The sequence below is a fragment of the Sphingobacterium sp. GVS05A genome, from assembly GCF_019969845.1.
In the GTDB taxonomy this organism is placed as follows: Bacteria; Bacteroidota; Bacteroidia; order Sphingobacteriales; family Sphingobacteriaceae; genus Sphingobacterium.
Window position 1 is genome coordinate 27,077 of the sequence record NZ_JAHXYR010000002.1, and the last position, 20,322, is coordinate 47,398.

10 protein-coding genes are annotated in these 20,322 nt (G+C 41.0%); 1 reads left to right on the plus strand and 9 read right to left on the minus strand.

All coding sequences use genetic code 11. The features are described 5' to 3' along the window. Window positions 1-230: 230 nt before the first annotated feature. The 4 genes from LC454_RS04975 to LC454_RS04990 form a co-directional block, all read right to left on the minus strand. Entirely contained in the window at window positions 231-1,151 is a 921-nt protein-coding gene (locus tag LC454_RS04975) for a YhcG family protein (RefSeq protein WP_223580228.1), read from the minus strand. 693 nt (window positions 1,152-1,844) lie between these two features. Further along, window positions 1,845-2,570, minus strand: coding sequence for a hypothetical protein (locus tag LC454_RS04980; protein WP_223580229.1), 726 nt, complete (start codon window positions 2,568-2,570; stop codon window positions 1,845-1,847). Window positions 2,571-3,074: 504 nt separating this feature from the next. Further along, on the minus strand, window positions 3,075-3,689 hold the full coding sequence (locus tag LC454_RS04985; RefSeq protein WP_223580230.1) for a hypothetical protein: 615 nt from the start codon (window positions 3,687-3,689) through the stop codon (window positions 3,075-3,077). Beyond that, window positions 3,595-4,056, minus strand: coding sequence for a glycoside hydrolase family 88 protein (locus LC454_RS04990; RefSeq protein ID WP_223580232.1), 462 nt, complete (start codon window positions 4,054-4,056; stop codon window positions 3,595-3,597). Before LC454_RS04990 ends, LC454_RS04985 begins: the two co-directional genes overlap by 95 nt. A 160-nt stretch (window positions 4,057-4,216) precedes the next feature. On the opposite strand from LC454_RS04990, the gene LC454_RS04995 reads away from it, so the two are divergent. Next, on the plus strand, window positions 4,217-8,269 hold the full coding sequence (locus LC454_RS04995) for a two-component regulator propeller domain-containing protein (RefSeq protein WP_223580233.1): 4,053 nt from the start codon (window positions 4,217-4,219) through the stop codon (window positions 8,267-8,269). Between the two features lie 73 nt (window positions 8,270-8,342). Here LC454_RS04995 and LC454_RS05000 read toward each other — a convergent pair whose 3' ends face one another. From LC454_RS05000 to LC454_RS05020, 5 genes are all read right to left on the minus strand, one after another. Further along, window positions 8,343-11,525, minus strand: coding sequence for a glycoside hydrolase family 2 TIM barrel-domain containing protein (locus LC454_RS05000; protein WP_223580234.1), 3,183 nt, complete (start codon window positions 11,523-11,525; stop codon window positions 8,343-8,345). Window positions 11,526-11,612: 87 nt separating this feature from the next. After that, window positions 11,613-13,367: a family 43 glycosylhydrolase gene (locus LC454_RS05005; protein ID WP_223580235.1), complete on the minus strand. Its 1,755-nt coding sequence runs from the start codon at window positions 13,365-13,367 to the stop codon at window positions 11,613-11,615. 156 nt (window positions 13,368-13,523) lie between these two features. Continuing rightward, window positions 13,524-15,521 (minus strand): RagB/SusD family nutrient uptake outer membrane protein, encoded by a 1,998-nt coding sequence (locus LC454_RS05010; protein ID WP_223580237.1) that lies wholly within the window; start codon window positions 15,519-15,521, stop codon window positions 13,524-13,526. Between the two features lie 11 nt (window positions 15,522-15,532). Beyond that, complete coding sequence (locus LC454_RS05015; RefSeq protein ID WP_223580238.1) at window positions 15,533-18,733, minus strand: SusC/RagA family TonB-linked outer membrane protein; 3,201 nt, start codon at window positions 18,731-18,733, stop codon at window positions 15,533-15,535. 431 nt (window positions 18,734-19,164) lie between these two features. Further along, window positions 19,165-19,611: a nuclear transport factor 2 family protein gene (locus tag LC454_RS05020; protein ID WP_223580240.1), complete on the minus strand. Its 447-nt coding sequence runs from the start codon at window positions 19,609-19,611 to the stop codon at window positions 19,165-19,167. Between the last annotated feature and the right edge of the window lie 711 nt (window positions 19,612-20,322).

Genomic DNA, 20,322 nt, shown 5'->3' on the forward strand with positions numbered 1-20,322 from the left:
TTAGATAAAGAGTCTGATTAATATCATGCTATTTTGACATTAAAAAAGCCACATCTTCCGATATGGCTCTCCAACATATATTTTTATTTTAAACGACCTGCTTATTTGTACGAATTGATCGACTCGGATACTTTCCAGTCATTACCTTCGCGAACCAAAGTCACTAGATCACAGTTCTTAAAATAAGTATTCAAGGCTACCGGAATTATAAAGTTTTTATGTTCGTTTTTTTAGTCATTATCCCCTGTTGTTTCAATCAATTTGCGATTGCTCATTGCAATCATTTCTTCCAATTCCTCTTCGCTAGGCAATACCGTTTTGTACTTCGAAGCAAACAGCTGCTTATTCTCTTTTAAAACGGAATATTTTACGATAGTTTCATCCTTCTCGGCACAAAGTATAATGCCAATAGTCGGATTATCGTCTTCTCCACGCTTCAGTACATCAAACATACGAACGTACATATCCATCTGGCCAATATCACCATGGCTGAGCTTGGTTGTCTTCAGATCAATTACCACAAAGCACTTGAGCAGATAGTTGTAGAAAACTAAATCCACATAAAAATGGGAAGTTTCCGTACTGATGCGCATCTGACGCTCGACAAAGGAAAATCCTTTTCCCAATTCAAGTAGAAACTTTTGCAAATTTTTGATCAATGCCTTTTCTAAAATAGACTCTTTTCCAGTCAAATCTTCGGGCACATCCAAAAATTCGGCAATATAAGGGTCTTTAATAAAATCGGCTGGATTATATTTCTCCAGATCAGAAAGTGCTTGAGCTTGTTGGGTAGAAAGTAAGCGACGATAGTAACCGCTCTTGATATTCCGTTCCAATACACGGGATGTCCAATTTTGCCCTGTAGCCTCCTTGATATAATAGTCCCGTTCACTGGGGTCATCGATCCTCATAATCAAACGGATATTTGTCCAGCTAAGATTCGCTACGCGCTGAGTAACGGATTGTGAATTCTCTACGCGCTGCGTAGAGAATTGATCAAATTCAGGGAACACTTGGTAGAACTGCCTCATGTTCCGCAAATTGGCTTCTGAAAAACCTTTACCTAATGCATCTGACAAATACTTAGAAAGGCCTGATACTATGAAATCTCCATAGCCTGCACGGCTATTGCCTTGCTGTTCTTGCTCCACAATACGCTTTTCATATTTAACTGTCCGCCATAATCGTTCAACAAAAAATATTATCCTGCGCCCTTCCTTTCCGATCCATCCTGATAGCTATATTATTACCAAGAAGTGTTTTAGTGTATATTTCACTGGTATATTTGATAAAATGGAATTTAAGGTCATTCAGTTTGTCAACGCTTCGTTGTATAAGCTGTTGAAAGGACAGGTATGATTGGATTGCTGTTTTAAATCCTTATTGTTCTTTTCTACTAGTTTTTCTAATAGGTCTTCTAATAATTTTGTTAATAAGATTGATTTTGATTTTTCTATCAAAAGCGATTTCTAAGCATCTAAGAAGGATTTTTGGGAATCTATTTACAGGCTCTTCTACTAAAACCACCTATTCTTTCTACTTAATTCTAATTGAGCTATCATAACTACGATTATCCCCGATACGACTCTACCCATGCTTTGGCGCAAAAGACATTCATAGAGCACCTTAATAAGACAATATGATGTATAAGATGGTGTGGATTCCAATCCTTATATTATTGAAGTTTTTAGTCTGAGACATTGCCAATCAAGAAATACAATGACATATTCCCTCAAATTTTCCTCAACAATTTGTTTCATACAAAATGTTGTATACACAGAGGTGATGAGATCCCCTCTCGATTAAATTCAGCGTAAAACTTCAGTAAGCTAGCGTAAAGTTGACTACTCAATTTGACTGATTTTATTATTCTTTATATTTCCTAGTGTATCTATGGTCTCCAAAACAGTCTGGTTATCCTTATCGACCATAATCCGGATTCTCGGTCTGCCCTGACTGTCATGTATAAATAGACCTACTTCATCCTTATAATTCTTACCTAGAAACATACGGTCAGTTGCAAGAAGACCCTCATTCCGGAGAATAGACACTGCTGAATCACGCAACTGTTTTGATGCCGAATTGGTTAACTCTTTATACCTATCTTGGCGTTGCGCAAATGCGTCTTCCTTCGCATAACTCCATAGTTGAAGTCCGTACTTCCTTTTATTGGTCTTTGTGTCCTCCATATATTGTAACTGCATGATCTGGTCATCTTGATACTTATCGATGGAATAGACCATGCCGGCATGCTCTTTATCGTTATCATACACCAATCCGCCACATTCATCACCATCGCTGTTAAAGAAAATTAGTCCAGCCTCCCTTTCCCTAGGATCAGCATCCTTCCCCAACATTCTTCCGGGATGTTGTCGCGTCTTATTACTCAGCACCAATTTTATCGTTCCGTCGGCCTCCCTGATATTTATCCTTTCCACATCGAGTACCGCACCACCTTTTTTTGTGTTTAACACTGTAAACAATGTCACTGTCATCCCCGAAAAGAGAACCAGACATACTATAATCAGTGCACGAACTTGTGTTTTCAATTTTTTGATCTCTGAATCCATAATTGGTTAAAAAATTAAATATACTTTTATTCTTATATCACCGTGGGATAAGGGTTCATTTGTCCCACTCGCCCAAACAGGTCTATTGACCTAATAATCAAAGTTATAAAATAATATTTTTTTATTTTTTTTATCCAAATAAAACTATTTCACATCGGCTACTTCTTACTATACAAAGCGGTCCATCATCCGCAGGTTTGAGGTTGTCGCCACAGTTTAGCGACAACCTGCTTGCCATAGTTTTGATGCTTATTGAAACACTAAAATTCTTCACTAATAGCAAAACCAATACGTCTATCAACAGCGAGTACTTCAGGTCAAATGTAAATTCGACTTGTTCTTATTGATATGTCTATTGATAACCTTGGCGGTATTTCCATTCACTTGAAGCAGTAGGAAAGTTTTTGTATTCTCTGTTCACTAAAATTAAATGTTCATGATACATGAACATGAGTTATAAATGAACGATTCGGGATCCCAAAAACCAGTATAGCTTTCTTCTTATCAAATCTGTATAAACTCGTCGAAATAGTCTGCTTTACCAAAAAGATAATTAGCGATTGCTGCGCTATTTTTCACATTGTCTTCCGGACGCGCAAAAAGTTTGATATACCCGAAAAGGGAACCGCAGCCGGCAGTTTCAAATAGCATACGGAGTCGTTGATCATGCTCAATATCATAATCCAAAAATGCGGTGACTCGGTCTATCATCAGATATTTAGCGTCTTCTTTTTCCAAGCCGACGAGCTCCTTGAGCTTTGTACCTTCGGGAGTACCTTCATTCGTCAGAAAAAGAAAGGTACGTATCACCCATTTATCACCATGATAGCTCACCAGAAAATAGCCAACCTTGTGCCGTGCACAATAACAGCAGATGAGTACCTGTCCACGATAGACGATTACCTCCGGTGTACCATAAATAAAGGTTTTGGCAAGATAAATCTGTACATAGCCTTTGGGACTATAGCTGCGCTCCTCAAAACGATTGAGCGCATGATGCTGTATATAGAGTGGTTTGGCTTCTTTATCGGAAATATGGGTGATACCGAACCGCGCCGGATCGAACTGTATCCATTGCGTCCAGTCGCCTACGAAAACCGAAGCGTCGCCGATGGCCACAATTGGGCGCTGTAGAGTTGGTGTCCACCACCTGTCCGGGGATAGCTTTTTCACCGATAGGTTGTACATACCCAATTCTGCCATCGGGTTGTAAAGCGATCTCACTAAGATATTTCCAGCCTTTAACCGCAGCATTTTTAAACTTAAAATCACTTAGCAATCCATTATTTATTCCCCAGAGCAACACATACGTAAAAAAAGCTGTTCCGCCTGTTTCCCTACCGGGTGCATGTTCGGGATCTAACATACTTCGTGTCCAGAATCCCTCCTCCTGTTGACAACTCATGATAGCGGCTGCTTTTTTTGCTTTATGAAGCAAAATCTTAGTCGTAAAGCAGCTCGTCTTAAATAAACGTACAATATACACTTATTTTAAAAAACAATCGTATCTTTAACCATATAATCTTCAAATTGACTTTTTCTGATCACAAAAGTTGTTTTCAAGATAATCACCTATGATAAGGAAGAATCGATATATTATCTGATATCGGAAATACTATACTAACATAGCTGCTAACATGCCTAGTTTGAACAGACTCCTATATTTTCGTCAGGCCTTGATCCTGGTATTTGTTCTCATTCTTGTTCACACAAGCATGCTGACAAGTGCGCAATTTCCCAAGGAGATGAATAAAGGTTTATCGAATAGTTCGGTGAAATCTATATTTCAGGATAGTCAGGGCTACATGTGGTTTGGTACCTTCGACGGACTAAACAGATTCGACGGTTATGATATAAAAACCTATAGAAACCAGCTAAATAATGAAAATAGCATTCCGCATAATTATATCTATTGTATAGCAGAAGACCACAATAAAAAATTATGGATAGGAACTGGGCAAGGGATTGGAATCTACGACCGAAACTTTGACACCTTCACCCGTTTAAATTATATAGACCAAAAATCAAAACAGTCATATCATCTCAATGCTGACACGAAATCCATTCAAATCGATAGTGACAATAATATTTATATAGGCACAAACGGCTGGGGGCTATTTTACAAAAGTCATCAAGAAGTATATGCCATACAAATTGCTTTTAAAGATTATAAATCGAACCTATCCACCTTATACTACCATGTATCGGCCACGCATATTGACGCGACCGGCCGGGTATGGGTTTTTATAGAGGGACGCGGTTTATATGCATTAGACAAAAAAACACAGCAGTTGAATCTTGTATCAAAGGCTATTACGAGTGCAACCTGTATGGCTAGCACAAACAACGGTGAACTCTTTATTGGTAATTACGAGGGACTATTTGTTTGGAAAATCAAAGAGCATATGCTTTCGTCCTTGTATCCACAGGAGCTTAAGTCAAGTCAGATCAACATGCTGACGCTGGAGGGGCAAAACAAACTTTGGTTAGCCACGCAAAACAATGGTATTTTTATTCTTAACCTATCTCATGGAAAAGCAGAAAACAAAAGTGATCTACAACCCGCACAATTTTTACTAAACAGCAAGACCATTTATATGGTTTACATAGACTCCCAACGTAAAATATGGATCGGCACTGGAAAGGGCGGCATTGAGACCATTGATAACAATGGCTATAAATTTAATTATTTACAGCAGAAACATTATGCGGGATTTAACTTAGCGCACAAATTTGTACGTTCTTTCGTAGAATATGATAACAAGATCTGGATTGGTACCGAAGGCAATGGCCTTTATGTATGGGATGACAAGACCAATCAGGTTCAATCTTTCCAAAAAGGGCCGCAGCAATTGCCAGACAATACGGTAAACCATCTTTTGACCGGAAATCATGGAGACCTATGGATCGCAACTGAAAGGGGAATTGCGCGTTACGCAAAAGGTTCGGGGTTTAAATATTATGCTTGCAGGACAGCAAATGGGGTGCTAAATAACAGTGTACAGTTACTTTTTAAGGATCAGGATGCGAAGATCTGGGCAGCGACGTTTTCTGAGGGAAGAGTATATACATATAATCCAACACGCGACCAATTTGAAGTCTTCAGCGAAGACATCTATGATATCAATTGTATGATTGATGATCAGAAAGGTAATATCTGGATGGGGAATTACAATGAGATCATACAGCTAAACAAGCAGACGCAAAAAAGCTCCAGGTATTTAATCGGAAAACCTGTTCGTGCCATTCAGCTCGGAAAAAATAACAGACTTTGGCTGGGAACAGAAGGAAAGGGACTCCTGGCATTTGATAGCAAATCAAAAAAGATTGTCGAAAATTATTCCACAAATGAAGGATTGAGCAACAATGCCGTACTTAATATTTTGGAAGATAAAATCGGAAAATTGTGGTTAAGCACCTTTAATGGCCTTTCGAAGTTCGATCCTTCCACTAAAAAATTTGTGCGGTACGAGGAAACTGATGGACTTCAAAGCAACGAGTTTTCCTATGGGGCCGCTCTTAAGCTCAAAAACGGCCATCTTCTTTTCGGAGGAAACAACGGTTTTAACATCTTTGACGCCGATAGCATTAAACTGAAAATTTATGAACCAGCCTTAGCTATCACAAGCCTTAAAATTAACAATAAAAAGATTGCCGACCTGAGCGACCGGGTCGATATTGGAAAAGATCATAGCATTCACAAATTGACGCTTCCCTACAATCAATCCACTTTTTCGTTGGAGTTCGCGGCCCTGGAGTTTGATTCCCCACAAAAGATAAAATACAGGTATCTATTGGAAGGACTAGACAAGGGATGGAACGATGCAGGGTCTACCCGATCAATAAATTACAACGGTCTGCATGAAGGAAATTATACCCTGCTTATTCAATCGACCGACTCGGAAGGCAATTGGACGAATAAACAGATTAAGCTCGAGATTCAAATTCTTCCGCCTTGGTATAGAAGCTGGTGGGCCTACTTGCTTTACACGCTGGGTATTGTCTATATCGGACTATGGTATCTGCGCTATCGGAGAAGGCAAATCGCTTTAAATTACGAAATACAGCTTTCAAAATTTACCATTCAGAAAGAAAGAGAACTCAATGAGAAGAGGCACGCATTTTTCACGAATATTTCGCATGAATTTAGAACACCACTGACCTTAATTATTAATCCGATTAAAGATCTGCTAAAGACCAATAAAGAGTCCAAGGACAATGCTTCCCTTCAGGTTGTACATAGAAATGCCAAAAGACTGTTAAGTTTGGTAGACCAGCTGCTTATATTTAGAAAAACAGAGGACGGCGCCGAACAGCTCAAAACAAGTATTTTTGACTGCCAAAGCTTTATGAAAGAAATATTTCTATATTTCGCTGCTCAGGCAAAATTACAAAATATAGATTATCAGTTCCAGGAAAATTCCGATCCGATTTATGTCAATGCCGACAAAGAAAAAATTGAGATCATCTTATGCAATCTCATATCAAATGCCTTTAAATTTACACCTTCCAATGGCGCTATCCATATTGCCTTATCGCAACAGGGTCGGGAATTAATCATTCAGATCAAAGATTCGGGAAAAGGTATCCCCGAACATCTTGGCGATAGGATATTTGACAAATATTTTTCGGATCCACTTAATGGTCCCAAAAAACAAACAGGATTCGGGATTGGGATGTACCTTGTCAAAACTTTTGTTGAAATGCACGCCGGAACAATAAGTTACACGAGTTCAGCAACAGCGGGAACAACATTCGACCTCGTTTTGCCTATCTTAGCACAACAAACCCCAGCCGAAGAACCATTGGCAGATGTAGCGCTCCACAATGAGTCGGGGATTCAAATGCTATACGATTCACAAGTAGTGACGGAAACCGTTCCCTTATTCCCGACAGCTATATCAAGCAAAAAATTCAGTGTCTTATTGGTCGACGACGACGATGCGATCCGCAGCTATCTTACCGACATTTTTAAGGTAGAATACACGGTCTATAATGCCGATAATGGTGTTCAGGCACTCGATATGATCAAGGAAAAACAACCTGATCTGGTCATAAGTGATATTATCATGGAAGAGATGGATGGATTGTCACTTTGCAAAGCCGTAAAATCTAATGCTACGCTCAACCATATTCAAATCATCCTACTTACCTCAAGTACCTCTGACAGCACTAAATTGGCCGGAATTCAATATGGTGCCGATGATTATATCCATAAGCCATTTGATTCGGAAATATTGTTACTCCGGGTCAAAACATTACTGCAGAACAAGAAGAACCTTCAGGACTTTTTCTTTAATGCGATTACGCTACAGTCCAATGAGCTAAAGATACCGATCACAGACAAGCTGTTGATAGAACGGTGCATTGAGATTATTGAAGAGAACCTGTTGGAAGAACTGACTGTAATAAGTCTTGCCGAAAAAACAGGAATGAGTCATTCTTCACTCTATAAAAAAATTAAAACTATTTCAGGCAAATCGATCAATGAATTTATCAGGTCGGTACGACTCAAAAAAGCCGCAGAAATGCTCATACTAACAGATTCAAAAATCAATGAAGTAGCTAATTTAACAGGTTTCTACGATCAGCGCTACTTTAGACAGCAGTTCAGCAAATTGTTTGGCCATACACCATCCGACTATGTCAAAAAGTACCGAAAAGCATTTCAGAATGAATTCCATGTCGATCGGCCTTAGTCTGAATTGTCAAAAAATAAAATAAGCCCTGTACAGCAATTAAGAACGCTTTTTGCTGTACAGCACGCTATAATTATTCGACTGGTTTTATAACGAAGGAGAATGAATAATCTTTGTATGGCAATGTATATTCATGAAGCGGCCATGCTCCCCAGCTATTGATTCCCCCCACGCCCATTTGTCTGAGGTCAATATTAAGTTGCGTTTGTTTCCTTTTGACAAGGTCAGCTGCATGACGTTGTTGTCGCTTGAGACCATCGTCCAAATCTTTGTCAAAATAATGCAAAGCGCTCATACTAAATGTAGAATCTGCCGTAAAGAACAATCCCCTGCCTTGTTTATTTTTTATTTCCATCCATCTGATATCGGTCTTATTTCCTGTCTCCTGTGGCATTACATAGGGAAAATACTGTTGATCGACGGTCTGTTTATAAATTCCGACATGTGACGCAAAATTACGGTCGATGTAGTTCTCCTGTGGTCCCCTACCGTAGTAATTAATGGCCTCAAAGCCAGATGGCATGATCCATTGCATACCGAAGCGTGGCAGAACCGCAACTTTTTTTGTAGTGTCAGCAGTGAAAGATTGGGAAATGCGCATTTCACCCCGTTGATTAATGCAGTATTTCATTTCTAACTGTCCATATACCTGAGGCATCTGGTAGGTCGCATATACATAGGCCAGGCTATCGATTAATTCGGATCTAATTTCAAGCAGTTCAATCGAATCCGTGACCTGTTTCCAAGGTTTCAGTTTTTCCGGCGTATTTGCACCGAAATCGTTATCATTCGGCGCGCGCCAGAAATTAGTCTTAAATAGTGCTTGTTCATCCAAAAAATCCTGTCCTTTATAATGATATTTGGTCAGCCATCCTGATTTAAGGTCAAACTCCATTTGCAGCTGTTTTGCCGAGACGATCAAATTTCCATCTTTTCGCTCTGTCTTGATTTTACCCTGTGCCAAAATGGTTGTTTTAGGCTGAAAAGAGCCCCCCAGAGGTAACTGTTCAGTTGCAATAATATGCCCCATAGGAAGTAAGGCCTCGGCTTTTTTCAATCGGTAAGTCAGATTCAGAAATTTTTCCCCCGGTATATCCACTTTATACGGAATCGACAGTACAGCAGATTGTTGAGGCAACACATTCAAATGCTTGATGAAACCAGATTGCATTCTTTTTCCGTCTACAATAAGCTCCCATTGAAGTTCAACATTTTCAAGTCCAGTAAAAAAACGTTCGTTGTAAACCTGTATCTTTTTCCCGTTCAATAGGCTGCTATGGATATCTTGATATACTTTTTTCATTTCCCAGGCATGCGGATAGGGTGTTCTATTTGCATAAAAAATTCCTTTGGAAGCATAATTCCAGTCCGTTATCGCTTCTTTAGGTTCATAATCTCCACCATAGGTATATACTGTATCGCCTTTAGCATTGGTTTTAACAAAACACTGGTCCACAAAGTCCCAGATATATCCGCCTTGAAATATTCCTTTGTTTGCCCGAATGATGTCCCAATAATCCTTAAAGTTTCCCAATGAATTCCCCATGGCATGTGCATACTCACATTGAATAAAGGGTCTTTGAGGCTTAGGGTTACGCGCTGCATAATTCTTCATTGCAGATGGACTTGCATACATCGGTACAATCAGATCCGTGTTCCAGTCAAATCTTAATTCACCATAATTATTCACAGCCCTTTCGTATTGTACAGGGCGACTTTGATCGAGCTCTTTCATCCGGAGGTAGGCCCGATAGAAATTATAACCATTTCCGGCTTCGTTGCCCATACTCCAAATAATTACGCTAGGATGATTCCGATCGCGCTGAATAAGGCGTTCAACACGGGCAACATGTGCTTTCTCCCAGGTCGGCCTATTGGCCATCGTATAGGACAGGTCATAACCCATGCCATGTGATTCGATATTAGCCTCATCAATTACATACAATCCATATTGGTCACAGAGCTGCAACCAATATTCGGCATTGGGATAGTGGCTGGTGCGGACAGCATTGATATTGAATTTTTTCATGAGCTGTACATCGCGCAACATACTTTCTTTCGAGATCACATGCCCAGTAACGGGATCTGTTTCGTGCCTGTTTATTCCCTTGATAAGTATAGGCTGCCCATTAACGAGCAACTGACCTTCTTTGATCTCGACCCTACGGAAGCCCACTCGCTGGGGAACGATCTCGCTGAGTTTGCCTTCAGGGGCTGTAAGTTTAACAGTCACCTGGTATAAATTTGGCATTTCAGCCGACCATAGTTCAGGATGGTCTATGGTCTGTTCAATATCCATTTCCTGTCCGTCGACTTTAACAGTTTCAATTGACACAAGCCGACCGTTTCTATGAAGTGTAACCTCTGCCATTAGATCCCCACGACTGGCCTGGTTAAAGATTAGCTTAGTTTTTAACTGTCCTTTATCAAAGGTATCATTGAGGGTTGGCGACAATTGAATATCACGTAGATGTACTGGTTGCCGAACCAGCAGATAACAGTCTCGCGTGATTCCACTAAGACGCCACATATCCTGATCCTCCAAATAATTTGCGACTCCCCATCGCATGACGCGCATTGTAATAAGATTTTTTCCTTTTCTCAAATATGCTGTTATGTCAAACTCGGATGGTAATTTGCTATCCTCCCCATACCCGACATATTGACCGTTTACCCAAACAGATAGATTCGATTTGGCTGCCCCAATATGGAGAATTACGGGTTTTCCCTGCCAATCCTCGGGAATGACTACCTCACGGCGATACACAGCCGTAGGGTTGAAATCCATCGGCACAATTGGTGGATTTGGTTTCCCGATTAAATAGGTAAATTCAAAACCTGAGGTAGTATACATCGGGAAACCGTATCCATTGAGTTCCCAGTTTGCAGGCACCTGAAAATAATCCCAATGACGATCGTCATAATTTAATGATTCAAAGTTAGTTGGTAGTTTTGAAGGGCTATTTACCCATTTAAATTTCCAGGAACCATTCAAACTTAAATACGCAGAGGATTCACGCCAATCGCTGTTGATGATCTGAGACTCCTGCGGAAAGGTCACAAAATCTGTATGCATGGGCAACCGATTTTCTTCGGTAATCGTTTCATCCAACCAAGGTATCCCTTTTCGGACAACAGTATCTTGCTGTTGCATTTTATTCCGCTCATAAGTCAGGGTAACACTGGATTGTGCATACCCGAAGGAGAAGACAAAACTATAGAGTAGAATAGGCACTAATTTATTCAGAGATTGCATTTTTTATTATTTATCGATTAATAAATCATTTCAAAAAAGATTGATTTGTTTAACTGAATCTAGGTTAAATACAGCCATATGATCGAACTAATGAAATACACTTAAATCCCACTGATCCTTCCAATTTATCTGTACTTTTTCATTCTGGAGATCTACCGGTAGCCAGATATATCTGCTATCCATAAGATCTTTGGGATTCCAGCGGTCGGCCATAAAGATAAAGGCATCCTTTTTTCCTGCGACAGGCAGGATAAATGTCGATTGACCGCCATAAGTCAGAGCCGAATTTGGCCCTTGCATTGGATCCCCAAGGGATTTCCAGGGGCCAAAAAGACTCTTAGCGACATGGAGCTCTGCACGATTTGGAGCCCAGCCGGTGCATCCGCTGGTGATCAGATAATACTGATCTTTATGCTTGAATAAAGCTGGGGCTTCCCGATGATTCCGGAAGAGTAAGGAATCTTTCGCTGTTACATGCAGGTAATCATCGGTTAATTGAACCATACGTAAAGCATAATTTTCATCCGATGAATAAATTTGGTAAGCCTTGCCATCGGTGTCAACAAAAAGACCCATATCGCGTGACATATTGTTATTGGGCCTGAAGCTATGAACAAACTGAAAAGGCCCAAGCGGAGAGTCACTGATAGCGACAGCGGCTCTGGCTGCTGCATAGCCCTGCCCCTTCAACTCAAGATGGAACCACATGACATATTTCTTCAGCTGCTCGTGATAGATAACCTTTGGCCGCTCCATAATACAGCCCCAGGCAATATCGCTTGTGGAATCTGCGCTAGGTGTGAGAGCCAATCCTTCAAACTTCCAATTATACAAATCATTGGATGAGTACACATTGACTCCCTGAGATGTCGTTCCGCCACGTTTCTCACCGTACCAATAATATTTTCCATTTTGATGAAGTACGCCGCCGCCATGGGCATTGATCACATGACCGGATTGGTCTTTCCATATTTCCCCTGGCGTAAAACTATTCATTTCAGCACGTTCAATTTTTTGATAGACCCGTACATAATCGATTTCATATTTTGCAGGGAGTAATTTATCAGCTATCGTGCCACCGTTTATTCCACCGAGGGCCAAATTTAACAGGAGATAATGTGGTTGGGTAAATGGATTGAATCCTGTACCATCCCGATTGACCAATTGATCCATAGGAACGTGAAGCATTTCCATATCATCCACATAAAGCGCAATAGCGTCTTCATCCCAAACCATTCGCCAGGTATGGAATTGATCTGCCCAAGCCTTTCCACCAAGATCCTTAACTGCTTTCGTCTTACCGAACCAATGTGCTTTCCAGCGTTGGTCAGTGCCAGTTGCGATATTGGCTAATATATTGCCGCGATAATATTCCATGATATCTATTTCACCATTGGATGGCCATTCTTTGCTCGTGCCTAAAGTCCAGAATGCAGGCCAAAGGCCTTCTCCAACAGGGATACGCGCGCGGATTTCAAAAATCCCGTATTTCCAGTGCTGCTTTCCTAAAGTATTTATCGAAGCCGAAGTATAGGTTATCTTTTTACGGCTGGCAATCCAATCATGACTGCCCTGAATAAAACCGGGATGATTACGTTGTTCTTTTTTTGCTTCAATAACCAACAAGCCGTCACGACAGGAAGCATTTTCCTTTTGATACCACTGCTCCTCCCGGTTACGCTTGAAACCTTCTTCGTAGCTCCATTTAGTCGTATCGGGCGCACCATTATAATCAAACTCATCCGACCAGACCAATTTATACTGCGGTGGGATGGGCTGTTGACTATATGCGCCAAAACAACTCGACAGCAAACTAAGACAGACAGATAAAAGTTTTTTCATGATTTAGTTTAAGTTTCTTTGAGCCAATAGCTCTTGATTATCAATAAACAAAAATATCCCCCTTTTTCTGCGTGATCAAGGGGGATATTGAGTCAAAAAGAGGGATATATTCGTATTTGTGTAATAATGAGATGACACATATCCCTTTTTATATTTCTACAAGCCGGTTGGGGCAGTTCCACTGATCAGTGACCATCCTGGATTCTGATAAATAACAGAATTTTCTGCTGTTCCATCATCCGAAGCCAACTGGAAATGCTCGATGGCAATGGGTGCGAGGTAATGCGCCATGGCAAATTTCACCCCAGTATAAGACAGGGCATTGCTTCGGATCTCCAATGGCCTGAGGTATTCACTCCGTGCGGGATCTGAAACGACAGATTTATCATTGGTAGCACCATAAATCAGCTGTTCGGGCTTATACCAATCCTTCATCGGTCCCCAAAGTTTAAAACCTTCAAAATGGTCGGCCGTTGTAATCAGCTGATCCATTGCCCGCCAACGCTTGAGATCCATCCAACGTAGACCTTCAGCCATAAGTTCGCTTCTGCGTTCGCGACGTATGTTGTACAATGTAGGTGATACAAACTGTCCTGCAGAATACGCGCCCCAATCTTTCTTCTCTTTATCAATTTGTGTTGCAGCAATGGTCGCATTGAAATCTTGGTCGACCTTAGCACGTGTACGCAATGAGCGCCAATAGGCCTGTGCCTTCGTATCTAAATTTTGATTTTTTTCGTAACAGGCCTCCATGTAATTGAGGTAAGCTTCGGTAGCTCGGAAGGTAATACTACCCGTAAATCCCTGACCGTTGAGCGTTTGTAAACCGTCGTATGAAATACCCTTACGTATGGTATAACCCGTTGTATAACGTCTTTCCCAATCGGTATCGTAAACAGTCGGTGTGGGCTCAATAAGGGTATAGTGTGTACCTTGTCCGACATTGACCAATACATTCTTTTGTCCAGGCTCTTTTAAAAACAATTGTAAACGACCATCGCGATTCTTCCGAACATCTGCGATGTAATCATCGCCAGCATAACCGCTGCCCGAAGCGTAAATAGGCAGTCCATTGGACATCAGAAAGCTTTCGACAAGGCCGCGTGTCAAACCAACCGCATAATTTCCGCGTTGTGCATAAACAGGCACATTATGTGTCACCAGGCTTTGATTATATTGTCGCCACAGCAGTACTTCGCCATAGCTGGACATATCCACGGCACCAAACATACTGAAGTAAGGATTCTCATTGTTGGCAGATTCTATTATTCCGGTATTGCTCACCAGCGGCACATTATCAGCAACCGCAGCAGCCGACTCCATGGCCTGCGTTAAAAAGTAGTCGACCTCTCCGGTAATACTTCCCGTCGGGAATGCATAACTGCTATTGTATGATTTTGCAGCACCCGGCCAGTTTGGTCCTTTAGGGACGAATGCTGTTCCGCTGAAGTATTTGAGCCATGTACCCTCATACAAAGCCACTCGGGATTTGAACAGTTGCGCGACATTTTTTGAGATCCGCTGTTTCTTGCCGTCAGGCGAACTTTGGTTCAGCAAGGTAATAGCCGAATCCAAGTCAGAAAGAATAAAACGAGCGACTTCATTTCTTGGTGAACGCTTGCTCGCTTCCACCAAAATACTCTTATCCTTATCCGACATCACATTGCGAATAATAGGAAAATCGCCCAAGGCCTGCAATTTCCCGAAGTAAACGTAGGCACGTAAAAAATAGGCTTCACCGATATAATGTGCTATGTTACTGGAATTTCCAAGAATACGATTTTCCTTCCATTTGGGAACCACCGTATTGATAAAATAATTCATCTGATAAATACTTGAAAAATCCCAGTCACCCCCATTCGATCCAACGCGCCATTGGCCTGGAATAAATTTGTTATCGAGTGTTGGAATAGCCATATTGTCTGTATTTCCGTCGATGCCGAAAGTGCCAAAGGACCAGTTGCCATGCGAAGGAAACAGTCCAGCATATTGATTTACGGTATAAGCAGCAAGTTGTGACTCCTCATCCAGATAAGCTTCAGGTATGATGGACGAAGGGGGTGCAATATCCAAATATTTATTGCAGGAAGCTAGGCCTACCAAAGCGACAAGGCCTAATTGCATCAATCTAAAAATAGTACTATTGAATTTCATAATGAATCGACTTAAAATGTAACACTTAAACCTGCAGACCAGACTTTTGTCAATGGATAAACCGTTCCGTTGCTTCCGCCATCAATAGTTTCGGGATCAAACATTCCCGCTACACTTGAGCCGGTCCAGATATTTTCACCGGAAACGTATACGCGTAAACGCTCCACACCAAAACGTTTTGTTGTTTCTTTCGGCAAGGTATAACCCAGCTGAATGTTTTTTATGCGGATATAGGCTGCGTTCTGCAAAAAGCGCGTCTGCGTCTGTTGGTTTTTAGCAGTACCAAAAACAGGACGTGCGTAATATGCTTCAAGATTTTCACCCAGGGGATTATCAGCAGTACGGAAATAATCAAGATGATCGACCAAGCCCGTTGACCACCATTTTGAAGTTGCTCCCCAAAAATAGTAGCCCCCTTGCCAATAATCGCGTTTCATGACACCTTGCATGAAAATGCTAAAGTCAAAATTTTTGTAGTCCGCATTCAGATTCAATCCAAAGGAGTAACGTGGTGTACTGTTTCCAATCACACGACGATCACCTGGATCGGCCTCTGTATTGCTTCCACCATCTATTTTTCCGTCTCCATTCAAATCCGCATACATGATATCGCCTGCCCCCCATTGTGTTCCTAATGCATTTTGTCCACCATTGGGCAAGCTCGCCAGATGTTGACTCATCTGTTCCTCTGTCTTTGCAATACCAAGGGTTTGATATCCCCATATTTCACCCAACTTTTGGCCTTCCCGATAGTTTGATAATGACCCTATTGCGTTTGGATAGCGTGTTACCGTTGTGGTATAATCCGACAGGAGAAACTTTGCTCCGTATGCGAAACCACTGGCTGTACGGTCATTCCAGCCCAGTGTAGCTTCAAACCCTCTTGTTTTTAAGTCTGTATTATTTGTTTGAGGAACTGTCGTCCCTAATGTATTAGGCAACTGTGGCGCTGGGCCGACCATATTAAATGTCTTTCGTTCGAAGACCTCAAAAGACCCAGAAAGGTGGCTATTTAAAAAGGCGAAATCGACACCTAAGTTCTTCGTATTGATAGATTCCCAGGTTAATAATGCACTTACCAAGCCTGGAGCCGAAGCAGAATTTGGTCGCGCATTATTGATTAGCCAAGCGCCATTGGCTGTACCCGTTGGTTGCGTGACATAAGTCGGATACCAGACATCGGTATTTTGATTGCCCAGCTCTCCGTAAGAAGCTCTTAATTTCAGCATATTAATAAATGGTGCCGAATCTTTAAGGAAGTTTTCTTTGGCGATGTTCCATCCTGCAGAAACTGAAGGAAACCAGCCCCAGCGGCTATCGCTGCGGAAACGTGATGAACCGTCATAACGCAAATTAGCTTCCAATAGATATTTTTCAGCATAATTGTAATTCAATCGGCCGAAGAAACCTGCTGTTGCCCATTTTTGATATTCACCAGATACAGAAGGCACTACTGCTTTTCCATTGATGTCTGTGCCGGAAGTCAGATTCAATACCGGTTGATCCGGGATAATGATTCCGTCGCGTTGCACACCGAGATTGCGATAGGCCGTGTGTTCAATCTGCCCACCGACCATAACTTTAAAATGATGGTCGCCCCAGCTTTTATCGTAATCAGAAAAGATGTTGATGTTATAATAGTTTTCCTTTAGACCAAATTCGTAGACATTGGATGAGTTTTTATACAGATACGGATCACCATTCACGTCATGGTTGTAAAGACGCTGCGAATCCCAATGACGAAATTGAGTTGTAGTCCTATAGTTAAAATTACCGGTTGTACGCCATCCTTTAATAGGTTCGAGGATCAGTTGTAACTGTTGGTAAATGTAATCCTTACTTGATTTATCCTGTCCGCCCTCTTTCATGGCAAGTGCAGGTGAGGGAGAACTGAATAGGTATCCATTCGGATCATACAGTGGCAGCGTTGGCCAGCCCTGTCTGCCTAAATCATCATAAAAACTATTGGTCAATGCTGCAGGACGATCGTAGTCTTCACGCACCAATCGCGCATTGTAATTTACCTGAAAGATGTCAGATACTTTAGAATTGATTTTAGCCGCAACAGAGTAACGGTCGTAATGATCCGTATTGAAGGCCATCAACCCTTGTTGTTTCATGAAATTGCCGGAAAGGTAATAAGTTGTTTTTTCGGTTCCACCATTGAGACTTAGGTTGTGCTCCTGGGCAAAAGCCTGATCCCGATACATGACATCGAACCAATCATTGTTGTCGTTACCATAGGCATATCCTTCAGCCCAGTACAATTTATTGTTGGGATCGACTATAGTCGAATTTTTCAGGCTTCCGTTTTGATAATCCAAGATGCGCTGCAGATGCTCCGCGGAGAAATGTGGTGAACCACCCGCGTTGACTTCGGCCTGATTGAAGTATTGAGCAAAAGTGTAAGAATCCATCATCTTCGGCATTAATGTTGGGGCATTCATACGGAAGCTATTATTATAATTTACCGAAGTACGTCCAGCCTTTCCAGATTTTGTGGTGACCAAAATGACCCCAAAAGCGGCTCTAGAGCCATAAATTGAAGCCGCTCCAGCATCTTTCAATACAGATACGCTTTCAATATCCTGTGGATTTAGTGCCGCCAAAGATCCTTCAGAACCATCGATTAAAATCAGTGGTGCCGAAGAAGAGGTTCCGATTGTGCCCGTCCCCCGGATATTAATGGATGGATTGGTTTCCATCGTTCCCGAGTTTTGGGAAATATTTAGGCCTGGTGCCAGTCCTTGCAGTGCCTGGATAGCATTTCTTACAGGCCTATTTTCCAGCTGCTTGGCATCCACAACCGCAACCGAACCGGTCAGGTTTGTTTTTTTCTGCGAACCGAAACCAACAACCACCACTTCATCCAAAACATCTCCTTCGGAAGCATCAAGTTGCACATTAAGCTCGTAGTTCCCTTGGCTGATCTGTTTGAGCTGACTGAACTCAAAGCGCTGTTTCGCATAACCTAGAAAGGTAAATTCTAATGCCGTGACTGTGGCAGCACTGAGCGTATATTTTCCCTGTGTATCTGTTTGTGTCTGCACTGTGGAACCGATATTTTTGACGGTCACTCCGGCCAGTGACCTATTATTTTCGGTAACCCGGCCCCTTACAGTTATTGACTGCGCATAAGTCTGCTGTAAGCTTAAAAGTAAAAAGCAGATACAACAAAGCCAGCACTGTGTGAATACTATTTTCCTTTTCATAAGTAAAACTGTTTAGTAATTAAATAATATTTTGATGAAGAGTAGCATGGCAATATGAGTAGCCATATTGCATTCCATTAGGAATTCAAGGATCAAACAATCCACTGTTGATTGGTAAATTCATCATAATTAAACTTGGTTATTTAGCTATTTTTGAGTTTTAGCCAGCTTACTTTCCCTTCACCCGCTTTTTGTGCGATTTGGACAGGGTATTTAGCTAATCAGGCAAACACTCTTGGTTATTTAACATCATCAATACAATAAAATGTCGTATTGACACTTGCAATATTATCAAAAACGTTACAAGGGAAGGGGGGTAAAATCTTCTTATTTTAAGGGGTAAATTCGTCAAATTAGGCTTTTTGACCTCAAAAAAATAGCCGCATCTCCCGACGCGGCTAAACAACCTATATATTTAATTATAATGACTTCTATTTATACGAATTGATCGATTTGGATACTTTCCAATCATTGCCCACACGCTCCAAAGTGACAAGATCAGTCTTGGTAAAGTTTTCAAATTTCAACGTTACTTTAGCCACCATATAGTCTGCTGATTCTTCGATGATATCTATGCTTACTGTACAGTTTAGCTTTTCGCCTTTTTGTTTTTTCAAGGATTTAACCACTTCGCTACGGCTGTTAGACAGTGCATTGGTAGCTTGGATCTTTTGATTAAAATCAGCTGCAAATAACTGCTCTACACCTGCTGATTCTCCCTCAGTAGTCACCGCAACATAGTGCTCTAAAGCGGAGTCTGCTGTAGAAAGGTTAACGTTTGTTTTTGTTGCTTTTGCTCCAGGTCCTTCTACTGCCATAGCAAATGTGGATACTGCGATTAGGGCTGCTACTGTGAATGTTTTTACTAGCGTTTTCATAATGTCTTTATTTTATATTGTTAGTTCTGTTGTTCTTATTTGTTGACTCAAAACTACAACACAATAGACCTCTAGCCTACGGGCTTTAGATCAACGTGACAGAAAACTCGGTGAATGGCGGGAATAGTCGGATAAATTAATTATCTTTAAGTGGATAATTTAGGCTAATATTATGAGAGCAATTATTAAAAATCCGTTATTTTATTTTATACTAATTGAGTTGTTTCTTATACTCATTCGTTACCTAAATAATAAAATAGACTCTTTCGTATGGGGACTCACAATATTATTATTTTCTCAAATAATAGTATTGATGATAACATCATCGAAGTCAAAAAAGCATGAGCATAAAAGGTTGTAGTCACTATACAGATTGTGTAGAAATTAAACCTATAAAAATCACTCGAATAAAACTATTTCAAATCGGCTATTGTTCTTACCATACAAACGGCTACAAAATTCCTTTCGAAAGAGAGGTTCAACATAAAAATTGGCGTCGTACAGTGAAAATCCAATTGTCCTTAAAAACATTGGATGACGAAACAAAAAAGAGGAAACGATAGGAAACATAAAATTACTGTACAATAAAACGCTAAGAGAAAGGGTCTGATGAGAATCAGGCCCTTTTGACTTAAAATGTACAGGTACTGGATCAAAACGCCGAATCTAAATGGCTATCGCTGTTGATGCCCGAAGGGCTTTAGCATAATT

Bases quoted from the DNA above. Each gene is read 5' to 3' on its own strand.
- LC454_RS05005 (WP_223580235.1), bottom strand. From the start codon at position 13,367: ATGAAAAAACTTTTATCTGTCTGTCTTAGTTTGCTGTCGAGTTGTTTT.
- LC454_RS05020 (WP_223580240.1), bottom strand. From the start codon at position 19,611: ATGAAAACGCTAGTAAAAACATTCACAGTAGCAGCCCTAATCGCAGTA.
- LC454_RS05000 (WP_223580234.1), bottom strand. From the start codon at position 11,525: ATGCAATCTCTGAATAAATTAGTGCCTATTCTACTCTATAGTTTTGTC.
- LC454_RS05010 (WP_223580237.1), bottom strand. From the start codon at position 15,521: ATGAAATTCAATAGTACTATTTTTAGATTGATGCAATTAGGCCTTGTC.
- LC454_RS04980 (WP_223580229.1), bottom strand. From the start codon at position 2,570: ATGGATTCAGAGATCAAAAAATTGAAAACACAAGTTCGTGCACTGATT.
- LC454_RS05015 (WP_223580238.1), bottom strand. From the start codon at position 18,733: ATGAAAAGGAAAATAGTATTCACACAGTGCTGGCTTTGTTGTATCTGC.